The organism is Sporosarcina aquimarina, assembly GCF_023715615.1.
Taxonomy (GTDB): Bacteria; Bacillota; Bacilli; order Bacillales_A; family Planococcaceae; genus Sporosarcina; species Sporosarcina aquimarina_A.
The window spans coordinates 1-14443 of the sequence record NZ_JAMBOM010000012.1; the positions used below are offsets into that span (position 1 = coordinate 1).

Consider the following 14443-nt stretch of genomic DNA (forward strand, 5'->3'; position numbering starts at 1 on the left):
CCTCATTCACGCCTTCGCTTCCTAGCACTGCACTACATCTCAGCAACCAGAGAGAATTGATTGCTCAATTCGTACTGGCATCATTTAAGATGTCTATCAGATCAACTAAGATCTGTTTGTGTTTGTTCCACCGGCAAAGCCGGTTTCTCAAACGATAATTCGTTGACATTTTGCTGTTCAGTTTTCAAGGTTCATGTTGTCTGAAGCGTTTCAGTAAGTCTCGCTCCCGACTGCTTTATTACTATACCAAGCGCGTCAACATAAGTCAACACTTTTCGTCAAATTAATTACTAGTCATTAATATACCCGAAAAACATAGCGCTAAACATCATTTATCAAATCCCCCTCTTATTTCATAAGTTCTATCATTTTAATTGTCTATTTCTACTATCGAAACAAAAAAACAGCTACTCACCTTCCATTATGGAAAGCCAGTAGCTGTAGGTGTTTCGTTATTTAACGAAAATGAAATACAAAATGAAGAGAACCATCAATACATACATAATAGGATGTATTTCTTTCCGGCGTCCGCTAAGTAGCATTGTAATTGGATAGAAGATGAATCCGATCGCTATTCCTGTTGCGATACTATACGTCAACGGCATTGCAATGACAGTGAAGAACGCCGGGACAGCCATTTCAAAACGAGTCCACTCGATATTGCCTAAGTTAGAAACCATTAATACACCAACAATAATTAAAGCTGGCGCTGTCACTTCAGGAGTAATGACGAACAACAAAGGCGAGAAGAATAAAGCTAGTAAAAATAGTAGTCCTGTTATAACAGAAGCAAATCCTGTTTTCGCTCCTGCTGCAACTCCAGCTGTCGATTCAACGTAAGAAGTAGTTGTAGATGTACCGAAAATTGCACCCGTCACTGTTGCCATGGAATCCGCCAACAATGCTCTTCCAGCCCGCGGTAACTTACCTTCCTTCATTAAGCCTGCTTGGGTTGCGACTGCAACTAGTGTCCCTGCAGTATCAAAGAAATCTACAAACAAGAATGTAATGATGATGACAACAAACTGTGTTGTAAACAATTCGCTCGGGTTATTAAAAATCGTTTCAAATGCTGCACCAAAAGTCGGAGCGACACTCGGTACACTGGAAACGACTTTATCTGGAACCTCAATAAGACTGGTCAACATCCCTGCAATAGTAGTTATAATCATTCCATAGAAAATTGCGCCCTTAATCCCTTTAACCATCATGATTACTGTAATCACTAATCCAAAAATGGCAAGTAATACTGGGCCTTGCGATAGATCTCCTAGTGTAACAAGCGTGTTTGGGTCTCCTACAATAATATTTGCGTTCTGAAACCCTAAGAATGTTATGAACAAACCAATTCCCGCACCTACTGCATATTTCAATTGCGCTGGGATTGCGTTAATGATCATTTCACGAAGACCAGTTAATGAAAGAACAATAAAAATAAGACCTGAGAATAATACGCCTGTTAATGCTGTTTGCCAAGGGATACCATATCCAAGCACAACAGAAAAAGCGAAAAATGCGTTCAATCCCATACCTGGTGCTAAGCCGATTGGATATCGTGCAATGAGACCCATAAATAATGATCCGACTGCTGCTGCTAATGCCGTTGCAACAAATACTGCGCCTTTGTCCATACGCATCGCATCCGGAATATCAGGTACTCCGTCAAGAGACAAGACAAGCGGATTCACGGCCAATATATATGCCATTGCAAGGAACGTTGTTAGTCCCCCAATGATTTCTCTTCTATAATTTGTACCTAACTTGTCAAACTCAAAATACTTTTTCATTATCAACCGTCCTCATCTGTTTTGGATATAAAAAGAGCATGCGACATCTAAAGCCGCATGCTCTTTCAAACTCTTCAAAATGGGAATTCCTCTTGTCAGTCCTACTCAAGAAGTGTTCCATTCATCGTAGTCAAAGCATTTACGGTGCTCTGGTAGAGACTTTTGGGCCTTATTCCCAAGGATATACGACAATCAGTTATTCAGTTTTATTCCCACTCGATTGTGCCTGGTGGTTTTGCAGTAATATCATAAACAACACGGTTGACGTGATCAACTTCTGCTGTAATACGTGAACTGATTTTCTCCAAAACATCCCAAGGGATCCGTGCCCAGTCAGCACTCATACCATCTGAAGAATGAACAGCACGGAGACCAATTGCGTGGTCATACGAACGCTTGCCGTCTCTCACACCAACACTCTTGATGCCTGGAAGAACTGCGAAGTACTGCCAAATAGAACGGTCAAGACCAGCTAACGCAATTTCTTCACGAAGAATATAATCTGCGTCACGTACAATGTTCAACTTCTCTTCTGTCACTTCGCCAAGTACTCGAACTCCTAGACCTGGTCCAGGGAACGGCTGACGGTTGTAGATATCTTCAGGCAATCCAAGCTCTTTACCGACATTACGTACTTCGTCTTTGAACAATGCCTTCAAAGGCTCGATCAATTCAAAGTCCATATCTTCTGGCAAGCCGCCAACGTTGTGGTGAGACTTGATGACTTCAGCAGTTGCTGTACCACTTTCAATGATATCTGCATAAATCGTACCTTGCGCAAGGAAATCAATGCCTTTCAATTTCGCTGCTTCTTCATCAAATACACGAATGAACTCGTTACCGATGATCTTACGTTTTTGTTCAGGTTCTGTAACTCCCGCAAGCTTGTCCAAGAAACGTTTCGCTGCATCTACTTTAATGAAATTCATATTGAACTTCGTGCTGAATGTATCGACAACACTTTCGACTTCACCTTTACGCAACAAACCATGATCAACAAAAATACATGTCAACTGGTCTCCGATTGCACGGTGGATAAGTGTTGCAACTACTGAAGAGTCGACACCTCCACTTAGTGCACAAAGAACATTACGATCGCCGACTTGCTCACGGATTTTTTCTACTTCTACTTCAATGAAGCGTTCCATTGACCATTCACCCGTCGGATTACAGATTGAACGAAGGAACGTACGAAGAATCGCTTCACCATTTTCAGTACTGTCGACTTCAGGATGGAACTGAACCGCGAATAATCCTTTATCAGCGTTCTCGATTGCTGCAATATGTCCATGCTCGTCTTTCACTGTTGCCGTGAAGCCTTCAGGAAGTTCTGCAATTTTTTCAGTGCCACCAATGTGCGCTGCAAATGACCCGCTGATTTCAGCAAATAATTTAGAAGTTCCTTCAGCAGTTAGTGTAGACGCTGCACCATGAGCTTCCATAGTAGCTGTCTTACCGCCAAATTGCTCTGCAATGACTTCTAGTCCTGACCCAAGACCAAGAACTGGAAGCCCTAATGTAAAGATTTCAGGATCGATGTCTGCGTCCATTTTCGTATCTCCACCAGACAAGACAATTCCAGCTGCATGCATGTTACGAATTTCTTCCGCCGTTACTGTGTGTGCATAAAGCTCACTGTATACGCCTAGATCCCGTATTACGCGTGTAATAAGTTGGTTGTACTTGCTACCTAAATCTAAAACCACGATTTTCTCTTGTTCTGACAATAATGGAGCTGCTGACATAAAATCCACCTCTTCTTAATTTTATTCAAGTATACCCTTAAAACAGAGAAAGACGCGTTAGAAAGTAAACTCTTTCTGCGCGTCTTCTGTTTCCATCTATATTCTATAAAATAACGAAAACAGACTACGGATTATCCGTAGCTGCTTTCGCTATCATAGACAGGTCTTTTGCGGTGACCTGGTAGAAACATCCGAACCATATTATCGGACCTATATGAGAGCATTCAAGTATTTTTATTCCTGGCATCATTCTACTTCCATTCAATTAAAAAATCAACCGGTTGTCTCAATGATTAAATCTTCCCACATTTTACGTAATTCCGTCCAATTTAGATTTGCTTCGCTTTGTCCGTATAAGCCTGTTTCATACGCCGCAGTTAACGTACTCATTTTGTCATCTCCGCGCATTCGATCCACTTCTTTTGCGTAGGTTGATAACGTCATGCCAGCTGGTTTCTTTAAACCAACCCGGTTCAAATGCTTCAATAATTGTTCATATTGAATAGCAAATGTCTCCCAGCTTTCAGACTTACTACGGCCACTGCGTACAACAAGACGAGGCAACCACTTTTTACGAGTTGCATATAATCCTATCCCCACTAAGGCGATAGCCCCCCCGACAATCACACTAACTACAGTCCAAGAACGCAACCATTCTGGAATAATTCGAAGCAACCAAGGTTCCTGTGCGTTTTTACGTTTGGCGGCTTGTTTTTCTTGTTCTTGTTTCTTTTTGTTTTCAGGACGTTTGATGAGTTCTTGTTCTTTCACATCATCTTCTGCAACTTCGATATCGAAGTTGACATTCGATACACCATTAAAGCCAATTGTCGGTTCGAATGGCATCCAGCCAATTCCAGGCATGTATGCCTCTACCCAAGAGTGCGCTTGGTTGTTAGTGACTGTGTAAAACTTCTCTTTGTTATCATCCCGCTTCAACTCACCAGGGGCAAATCCTTTCACCCATCTTGCTGGGATTCCAACAGAACGAAGCATGACGACCATGGAGGTACTAAAGTTGTCACAATAGCCTCGTTTCGTTTCAAATAGGAATTGATCGACATAATCTTCATCCTCTTCAGGAACAGCAACTTTGTCTCTCGAGTAAACAAAGCCGCTTCTTGCAAAATACCTTTCAATGGCTTGCGCTTTCTCATAAACACTTGGTGCATTTGCCGTCAATTCTTCGGCCAAGTCTCTGACCCGTTCAGGGAATTCTTCAGGCAAACTCAAATACTCATCCATTTCAAATTTCATGGAATCGAGCGAAGCCATGTCTGTTGCACGGAGTTCTTTCAAACTGTATTCGGGCGGTACAAATTCAGTTCTGTATTTCAACTCTACAGGCTCGCCCGAGTTCGGCGTTAACTTGCCTGTATCGAGCTCCTCATCATAATAGAACCCCTCAGTAGTCTTTAGTTCCTCAGTTCCATATGGGTACGGAATAATCGGCAGAGGCTCATAAATTTCTATATCTGCACTTTCCCTAGGGGGAACGAGAACTTGTCCGTCCATTAAATTTGTATAATGCCTCTGATACTCAAAAACCCAATTTTCCGAAGACTGAATCCACCCCTTGGATGTATACGTATTCTTCGTCTCCATCTTCCAATATTGACGAGAATCTACATATGCTTCAAAGACCACAGAATCATCTTGCTTAAATGGCCCGCCCAATTGAGTATCATCTGGATCGTACCCCACTTTTGAAACCCCTTCTCCATTTCCACTATCGCCTAAACCGGCAGCAGATCGGATAAATGGTACTGGGTCTGGCCATGCAGGCTCTTTAATAGGTACGAGAATCGCGACAATTGCAACGAAGAGTAACATCCCCACTAATGGAGCTATTATTTTAAAATAACTTGAGATTGGTAACTGTGTTTTCGTTTTTGCGGATAACCGTAGCGGAAACAGTATGCCCAGCAACAACAACCCGATTATCATTACCCGTAAAATTGCAAATGAGGCGTCAAACGGTGTAAATGTATCCACCACAGAGAGAAAAATCACCGTCATTCCGAAAAACAATAGAACGGACTTGCGATATTCGATCCAATATCGTATTAAGTAACAAAGCATCCAAAGTAAAATGAAAAATAATCCCGTTCGAAACATATACGAGATACTCATCCACTCGCCAGACCAAATAAATGCAAAATTTTGTTGCATATCGATTACTGTCATTTTCAACGCTTCGACCGATAGCCATTCTTTTTCAAGAAATACGTATTGTAGAGATAGGACTATGTAGATTACCTTAACGGGAACACCAATCCATCCCGGAACACGTAACAGACCAAACATCAAAGCTAATCCCACAAATCCATAAAAAAGGATAATGTGTCCAGTGTCTGTAAGTTCTTCAACCGGTTTAAGCCACTCAATGGTCATGAAAAAAGCAAGAGTATACAGCAAAACCAAGACCCACTTATCAATGCGGACATCTTTCACGATTTAGCCACCTCCTGAAACGATCGTTCAAACTGTTGATCAGTTAGCATTTGAACGGTCACACCGAGTGCTCTTGCTGCCTTCACGTTCTGCTCAACTAAATCCGGCATGGGGACGGCTCCGTTTCTTACCACAAAACAAAATACCGGTTGCGCACGTGAAGCACTAAGAACGGGACGTAAGAAAACTGGATCTGGATTTCCTGAAATGATAACAATCGCTCCAGCACCTTGTAAGGCCACTGTATAATTCGGTGGCTTTGTCATTGCCTCTTCTATCGGCTGAAGGCGAGCAAGTTGCGTGAGCGCTTTTCGAAGCTGCCCTTCTCCTGAAATTTTACCAATCGCAGAATTCTCAGCGTCTGTCGTTAAAAACGTCAAATCCGCTTTTCGTGTAGCTGCTTCTTTTAACACGGAGGCTGTGAATTGAATTTGTTCTTCAAATGCTAGAGAAGATCTGGCATCGAGCAACAACGTCACGTGCTCGCCTCGTTTGTTCTCAAATTCTTTCGTCATCAAGCTTTGTGTACGAGCAAATGATTTCCAGTGGATCCAAGACATTCTATCTCCTGGTTGATAGTCCCTGACGCTTGTCGCTACCGTAGTTTCTTTTATCAATGAAAATGGTGATCGGGTCGTCCCTCTATCATGAAAAGAACCAATTGGTACGTATTGTATTGACTTTGTCTCAGGGAAGATGAGAAGTGAAGACTCTCCTTCGACGTCGATGATGTCCTGTTTTTTTATCCACCCCAAAAAGTCTGTAATGCCTATTTGCACAGGGGGAAAGTCATGCTCTCCTCTTTGTTTACCTTTCAATTCGTATTGAAGGACAACCTCTTTTCGAAATCCCATTATAAACAACTGAGAAGGTTCTCCTTGTATGATGGAGGCAAACCCTCCGCACTCTTGTTCTTTCACGGTTAGATACAACAATGGAAATCGATTAGTTCGTTTCACTCGAATCGTCACTTTCGTCGATTCTCCAATTCCCAGTAATGGCTGTTGAATAGTACGCGTTACCGTAAACGACTTTAAGGGATACAGCACGATTGATAGCGCATACAAAGAAAATGGCAAGATAAAGTAAAAGATTGTCCAGCTAGGCATACCACCTTGAAACATTCCAAACGAATATGCCCCACCTACAATAATCAAAACAAAAAGCGTTTGAAGGATTAGTGTTGCACGTTTACGTTTCATAGAGTATTCGTCCTCATGATAGGCACACGGACTTTAGCGATTACGTCAACCAGCACATTATCGATGGAATGACCGCTGTACGCTGCATCTGGGTGCAAAATGATCCGATGGCTAAATGCATGAGGAAGTAAATATTGGACATCGTCTGGGGTAACATAATTACGCCCTTTAATTAGTGCATAAGCTTGACATGCTTTCATGAGACCCAGTGATCCACGCGGACTGACCCCTAGGTACACCGTTGGATGATCACGTGTAGCGGTTGCGCAGTCCACTATGTACGACTTTACTGTTACATCCACTATGACTTTTGTCGCCAACACTTGAAGTTCGAGCAAGTCATCCAGCGTGATTACCGGAGCTGTGAATTCTCCTGGAAGTTGAGATTCCGAGCGTGAGAGCACTTCAATTTCCTCATCTCTCGTTGGGTATCCCATCTTTAACTTAAATAAAAAACGGTCCATTTGAGCTTCTGGAAGAGGATAGGTGCCTTCATATTCGATTGGGTTTTGCGTTGCCATTACGAAAAACGGTTGAGGAAGTTGCAACGTTCTCCCATCTATTGTGATTGAGGATTCTTCCATCCCTTCCAATAGTGCAGCTTGTGTTTTAGGCGAAGTCCTGTTGATTTCATCGGCCAAAATAATATTACCAACAATTGGCCCCGGCCTGAATTCAAACTCCATCTGCTGTGGATTGTAAATGGAAACACCAAGAACATCAGATGGCAACAAATCAGGTGTAAACTGGATCCTCTTGAATTCAGCTCCAATTGACGCAGCCAAAGATTTTACCATCACCGTCTTGCCGACACCTGGTACGTCTTCTAGAAGGACATGTCCTCCTGCCAATAATGCTGTTAAACTGAGCTCACTTATTACACGTTTCCCCACTATCGTTCGTTCGATGTTTGCTAGGATCGCATCAATTTTCTCTTTATGTAACAATCCATTTCCCCCTCGCTCATATGCTGGATGAATCTACAGTTGTTTCCATCATACCGGAATTTCTGCAGTCCGACAAACTAATTTACAAAACAAACAGAATTGAACAGCAATAAAAAAACCTCTCCAAAAAAGAGAGGTTCGCACTTCCTATTTCCAGAAATCATCAAACACCGTAATTGGAAGATGGCGCTTGTGTGCGGATTTAAGATAGTGACGTTCAATTGTTTGGCGTGCATCGTCTGGAACCGGTTTTCCTTCTAGATAGTCATCAATTTGTGTATAGGTAACACCAAGTGCGACTTCATCAGGCAATGCCGGTTTGTCTTCCTCTAAATCTGCAGTCGGAACTTTGTTATACAAATGCTCCGGGCAACCAAGGAATCGAAGCATTTCCTTCCCTTGTCGTTTGTTCAAACGGGCTAACGGCGTAACGTCCGCTGCTCCATCTCCAAACTTTGTAAAGAATCCTGTGATGGCTTCTGCCGCGTGGTCCGTGCCAATCACTACACAATGGTGGAATGCAGCGATTGAAAACTGGACTTTCATACGTTCTCTAGCTTTTTCATTGCCTTTTTCAAAATCAGACAAAGAAATCCCAGCCGCGTCAAGCGCATGACGACTAGCATCGACTGCTTCTTTAATATTCACGGTATACGTACTAGTAGGTTTAATGAAGCGCAATGCATCCTGACAATCATCTTCGTCAAATTGCGTGCCATACGGTAATCGGACTGCAACGAACTTATAGCGATCCGTACCAACTTCTAAATTCAATTCATTTACTGCCACCTGAGCGAGCTTTCCAGCTAGAGTCGAGTCTTGACCTCCGGAAATCCCAAGTACGTAGCCATCTAAAAAGTTGTTTTTCTTCAAATACGACTTAAGGAAATCCACTGAAATCCGAACTTCTTTTTGAGGATCGATTTCTGGTAACACCCGTAATTCTTGAATAATTTGCTGTTGTAAGTCATTCATACCTGATCACTCCTATTCGTTTATGAAGTCGCTTACCATCTCCTGGACTTCTTGAATATTCCTCATTTTATTATCCCAACATTTCTGACTTAAATCGACGGGATACTCTTCCGGATTCAGGGATCGTTTGTATTCATCCCATAACAAATTCAAGTTATCTTTGGCATATTGTTGAATTTCTAAAGTTGCAGGTACTTCATAGATGACTTGTCCATTGTCGATGACTTTTTCATGCAAGTCTCTGGCTTCAAAATTCGTTACAAATTTGGAGATGAATGTATGGACGGGATGGAACATTTTAATACGCTTTTCTGCATTAGGATCCTCATCATACATCGTGATGTAATCCCCTTCGGCTTTTCCATTTTCTTTATCAATAATCCGATATAACTTTTTCCGTCCAGGTGTTGTTACTTTCTCAGCATTCGACGAAATCTTGATGGTATCCACCATCTCACCGTTTTCACCTTCGATTGCAACGAGTTTGTAGACAGCACCTAGCGCTGGTTGGTCATATGCGGTAATGAGTTTTGTTCCAATTCCCCAAATATCCACCTGAGCCCCTTGAGCTTTTAGATTGAGAATCGTGTATTCATCCAAATCATTCGACACAACGATTTTCGCATCCTTAAATCCTGCTTCGTCCAACATACGACGCGCTTCTTTTGATAAAAATGCGATATCACCACTGTCTAGACGAATACCAATAAAGTTAATGGAATCTCCGAGTTCTTTTGCCACTTTAATAGCAGTCGGCACGCCAATTTTCAACGTGTTATACGTATCTACGAGAAAGACACAATCGCGATGACGTTTGGCATATGAGTGGAACGCTTTGTATTCACTTTTGTAAGCTTGCACAAGGGAATGTGCATGCGTGCCGCTCGCCTGGATGCCGAATAGCTTGCCAGCACGTACATTACTGGTTGCTTCTACGCCTCCAATTACAGCAGCACGAGCTCCCCAAACAGCAGCGTCCATTTCGTGTGCACGACGGCTTCCGAACTCCATTATTACCTCGTCTTTCACGACTTGCTTTATACGACTTGCCTTTGTAGCGATTAACGTTTGGTAATTGACGATATTCAAGAGTGCCGTCTCAATAAGCTGTGCCTCTGCTAAGGTTGTTTCAACTCGGAGAATTGGTTCGTTTCCAAATACGGTTTCTCCTTCTTTCATGGAATAGAGATTTCCCGTAAAACGGACGTCCTTTAAATAATCGAGAAAGTCTTCTTTATAATGCAATTCGTTTTTTAAATATGCGATATCACTATCCGTGAATTTCAGATCTCGTAAATAATTTAGTACACGCTCTAGTCCCGCAAAAATTGCATAACCGTTTCCAAAAGGCAGTTTTCTGAAATACAGCTCAAAAATCGCCTTTTTGTTGTGAATTCCTTCAGCCCAGTACGTTTCCATCATATTAATTTGATATAAGTCTGTATGTAATGCAAAGCTATCATCTGTATAGTTTGAGCTCACACTAATTCGCCTCTTCCAATAGGTTATGTAGTCTATTTATAACGTTACTTACCCTTTCTAGCCTTCCTTATAACACATTCAGTTGACTCTACGTTAAATACTTTTGGTCCAACAGCTCCTCCAATGACAGGTCATAACAAAATATGATATGCCCTTGAAAGATGCCACTGAACAAATTCCAAACTATATGTAAGTATATCAAATTCCCCAGAGAAAGAAATCATCTATCCCCTATTGCATTCACTAATAAGGCGTGTTACTATCAGAATAATCACTTTACAAACAATTCAATAAACAATTCTTATCAAGAGAGACGGAGGGACTGGCCCTACGATGTCTCAGCAACCAGCCGAATGGCCGTGGTGCTAATTCCAGGAGATGCATATGCATCTCAAGATGAGAGCTGACTTCATGCAGTATGCGCAGAAGGCCCTCTATTAGTCATTAGAGGGTCTTCTTTTTGTATAAAATAGCCGGTTTTCGGCACTAAAGAAAAGGCGGGATTGAGATGACAACACAAACACAAACAGATTTGTTAGCTGCACTCACCACATTAAAGACAAAAGAATGGGTGGATCTCACTCATACATTCGGTCCAACTTCTCCACACTTTTTCATGTTTGAAGATGCTGAGTTCAAAACGCTTTTTAATCACGATGACGGTTTCTTTGCTCAGCAATTCAGCTTTGCAGGTCAGTATGGAACCCATATCGATGCACCCATCCACTTCGTCCGGGATACTCGCTATTTAGAAGACCTCGAGTTAAAAGAGCTTGTCCTTCCACTAATTGTTGTTGATAAATCCAAAGAGGCAGAAGCTAATCATGACTTTACCTGTTCTAAAGACGATCTATTAGCATTCGAAAAGGAAAATGGTATGATCGACTCAGGCTCATTCGTTGCACTTCGCACGGATTGGAGCAAACGTTGGCCGGACACTGAGAGTTTTTGCAACAAAGACAAAGATGGAAACAACAGAATTCCAGGTTGGGGATTGGATGCCTTGAAATTTCTCTTTGAAGAACGAGGCATAAAAGCAGTCGGTCACGAAACATTTGATACTGATTCTGCTGTAGACTTTAGAGAAAATGGAGCGCTGCATGGAGAATACTACGTACTTGAACAAGATACGTACCAAGTCGAACTGTTGACGAATTTAGACAAGCTCCCAACAAAAGGAGCCATCATCTTTAATATTGTCCCAAAACCTGAAAAAGCATCCGGATTCCCAGTGCGTTCTTTCGCGATTATCCCTTAACAAAAAACAAGCATTCTGCAGTTTACACAGAATGCTTGTTTTTATTATGCTTTTTTCGATGCATGCATTTCAGTCATGCGCTCATAAAAATCTACAAAATTATTTACAACAGAATCCAAGAAGGCCACTGTCGATGCATCTGTTAACTCATCTTGATCATTCAACTTCTCATGAATAGAACCAATGTACACTTCATTATTTGGCAAAATTAACGGAGAAAGACCCGGGTTAGATAAAATTTCACGTAAGTGAATTTGAGCTCGCACACTACCGAACACGCCCATTGATGAACCTACGATGAATGCAGGCTTATCACGTAGTGTCGCTTCTCCCCCACGGGATAACCAGTCTAACGCATTTTTCATAGCGCCAGGGATGGAGAAGTTATATTCAGGAACTGCGAATAGCACAGCATCCGAATCTTTTACATTCTCTTTAAATGCACGAACATTCGCAGGTGGCTCACTTTCATGATCGACCGAGAACATTTCAACATCGTTAATCGAAACTAATGTAATGTCCAAACGATCAGCATACCGTTTTTTCATGAAGTTCACCAATCTTTTATTGTAGGAAGTTGAACTTGTACTTCCGATAATCGCTTTTACTCGTATTGTCATCTTAATATCTCCCTTTGATAATGATTTTCAATTGCCTTGTAAGAATAGCATATACTCCTTTAATTCTTAACTAATTTGCTCATAGCACTTAGACTATACAAAAACGGCCCCTTTTAAACTCGTGTGAGCTTGAAGGGGCCGTTTTAAATAGGGTGTATTATAACTTAAATCGACGAACCGTATCTTGCAAACCTTGTGCCATTTGAGCCAATGTTTCTGAAGCAGCTGCAATTTCTTCCATTGAGGCTGTTTGCTGTTCAGCTGTTGCCGCAATGTTCTCTGTATGATTTGCTGAATCCATTGCAATGGTAGCGGTCTGTTCAATGACTGAGGCAATCCGCCCAGACTCCATACGGTTTCTCTCGGTACTAGTTGTTACATCCTCAATTTGAGCAGAAATGCTAGTAATCGCTTCGGATATTTGTTGGAAGGTCTGACCAGTCTCTTGCACAAGGTTCGCTCCTTCTTTCACTGCTTGATTTCCTTTTCCAATCGCTGTGACGGAATACCCGATGTCTTCCTGAATTGCCGCTATAAGTGTACCTACTTGTGTAGCCGCGTTCGAGGATTGCTCTGCAAGTTTTCGAACCTCATCAGCCACCACTGCAAATCCTCTTCCGTTTTCTCCGGCACGTGCAGCTTCAATTGCTGCGTTAAGGGCAAGTAGATTTGTTTGTTCTGCTACATCCGTAATCATACCTGCAATTTTGCCGATTTCCGCAGATTTACTACCAAGCTGGTTGACATAATTGAAAGCAGAATCCGTTTCTTGCTGAATGGATTCCATATGATTCACAACACGTGACACTGATTCGGATCCTTCATGCGCTAGCTGAACAGTGGAATGTACGGTCTTCCCTGCTTGCTCCATCTCTTTTGTGACATGCTCCATATCTGAAGATAAGGAAGCGGCTGCCTGATTGGCAGTTTCAGTTTGTTCCAGTTGTCCGTCAACCCCGCTTGCTAACTCCTGAATTGCTTCTGAAACGTGTTCAACCGAACGACTCGTTTCTACGCTACTCGCGGACAGCTCCTCTGAAGTCGCTGCCACTTGCATAGATGCATTCGAGACTTGTTCAATCATTGCCTTAAGATTGTCCGTCATCCGACCCACATACAATGCAAGTTCTCCAATCTCATCTCGATTTCGGACGCGTTCAGCTTCACCTGACAAATCACCGTCTGCCACTTGAGCTACATGATCTGTAATTCGTATAAGTGGTTTCGATAAGTGACCTGAGAACCAGATGATGACAACAGCCCCTGCGAGAAGAGAAACTCCAAGAACTACTCCCAAAACCATTAACAAATTTTTGGATTCACTATTGAAGTCCATTAAATAGGAACCGGCAACGACATTCCAACCCCATTGTTGGAACACTTGAGTATATACAATTTTAGGTGCAACCGTTTCTGTCCCCGGCACCGCGAAATCGAAAGTTAGAAAGCCTCCACCATTTTGCGCGGTTTTAATCGTTTCCATTGTCGTCAGCATACCGTCTTTAGTCTTCGAGCCACTTAAGTCTTCTCCCTCTTTAACAGGGTGTGCGAGAGCGACTCCATCATCTCCCAAGACAAAGAAATAACCATGTTCTCCCATATCCACTTCTGATTCTATTGCACGTGTTCCATCTTCCTGAAGCGGACCGATCAATTTTTCTTTAGCAATCTCTTGAGCTTCTTTAAGCGATAAATGGCCTTTATCAACTTGTTCTTGTAACGACTCTAGTACATCGATTGCAAGCATTACATCATTTTTTAATCCTTGAGATCCAATATCATTTAAACTGTTTTTGGCTAATGTGTAGCCACTTAGCCCGATCACCAAACTTGGAATTACGAGTAAAATTGCAGAAATCAATATAAGTTTTGTACGGATTCTCCTTTTCATGTTGATCCCCTCCATAGTTCATATCGGTTACGATTGGCCAATTATTACTAATTTAATGTTTTTGCAATACCTATTTTCATAG

At 42.0% G+C, this 14443-nt stretch carries 10 protein-coding genes and 3 riboswitches; of the genes, 1 reads left to right on the forward strand and 9 read right to left on the reverse strand.

What is annotated here, in order from left to right:
- Nucleotides 1-452: 452 nt before the first annotated feature.
- From M3197_RS16785 to M3197_RS16815, 7 genes are all read right to left on the reverse strand, one after another.
- Entirely contained in the window at nt 453-1787 is a 1335-nt protein-coding gene (locus tag M3197_RS16785; RefSeq protein ID WP_251662984.1) for an NCS2 family permease, read from the reverse strand.
- Nucleotides 1788-1894: 107 nt separating this feature from the next.
- A riboswitch (purine riboswitch) is annotated at nt 1895-1996 on the reverse strand.
- A complete protein-coding gene (gene guaA, locus M3197_RS16790) occupies nt 1994-3532 on the reverse strand; it encodes a glutamine-hydrolyzing GMP synthase (protein ID WP_251662986.1) in 1539 nt (512 codons plus the stop codon). (Overlaps the previous riboswitch by 3 nt.)
- Before the next feature lie 136 nt (nt 3533-3668).
- Nucleotides 3669-3770: riboswitch (purine riboswitch) on the reverse strand.
- A gap of 35 nt (nt 3771-3805) precedes the next feature.
- Complete coding sequence (locus M3197_RS16795) at nt 3806-5986, reverse strand: DUF4129 domain-containing transglutaminase family protein (protein ID WP_251662988.1); 2181 nt, start codon at nt 5984-5986, stop codon at nt 3806-3808.
- Nucleotides 5983-7188, reverse strand: coding sequence for a DUF58 domain-containing protein (locus M3197_RS16800; protein ID WP_251662990.1), 1206 nt, complete (start codon nt 7186-7188; stop codon nt 5983-5985). Before M3197_RS16800 ends, M3197_RS16795 begins: the two co-directional genes overlap by 4 nt.
- Nucleotides 7185-8135 (reverse strand): AAA family ATPase, encoded by a 951-nt coding sequence (locus M3197_RS16805; protein ID WP_251662993.1) that lies wholly within the window; start codon nt 8133-8135, stop codon nt 7185-7187. Before M3197_RS16805 ends, M3197_RS16800 begins: the two co-directional genes overlap by 4 nt.
- Nucleotides 8136-8282: 147 nt before the next feature.
- A complete protein-coding gene (gene nadE / locus M3197_RS16810; RefSeq protein WP_251662996.1) occupies nt 8283-9110 on the reverse strand; it encodes an NAD(+) synthase in 828 nt (275 codons plus the stop codon).
- Nucleotides 9111-9122: 12 nt separating this feature from the next.
- On the reverse strand, nt 9123-10592 hold the full coding sequence (locus M3197_RS16815; RefSeq protein WP_251662998.1) for a nicotinate phosphoribosyltransferase: 1470 nt from the start codon (nt 10590-10592) through the stop codon (nt 9123-9125).
- Nucleotides 10593-10890: 298 nt separating this feature from the next.
- A riboswitch (SAM riboswitch) is annotated at nt 10891-10995 on the forward strand.
- A gap of 105 nt (nt 10996-11100) precedes the next feature.
- On the opposite strand from M3197_RS16815, the gene M3197_RS16820 reads away from it, so the two are divergent.
- Nucleotides 11101-11850, forward strand: a complete 750-nt coding sequence (locus M3197_RS16820) for a cyclase family protein (RefSeq protein WP_251663001.1) — start codon at nt 11101-11103, stop codon at nt 11848-11850.
- 44 nt (nt 11851-11894) lie between these two features.
- Here the strand turns inward: M3197_RS16820 and M3197_RS16825 are convergent, their stop codons facing one another.
- The gene (locus M3197_RS16825) at nt 11895-12470 is read right to left on the reverse strand and encodes an NADPH-dependent FMN reductase (protein ID WP_251663003.1); all 576 of its coding nucleotides are present in this window, start codon (nt 12468-12470) and stop codon (nt 11895-11897) included.
- Between the two features lie 157 nt (nt 12471-12627).
- Nucleotides 12628-14361 (reverse strand): methyl-accepting chemotaxis protein, encoded by a 1734-nt coding sequence (locus M3197_RS16830; protein WP_251663005.1) that lies wholly within the window; start codon nt 14359-14361, stop codon nt 12628-12630.
- Nucleotides 14362-14443: the final 82 nt, after the last annotated feature.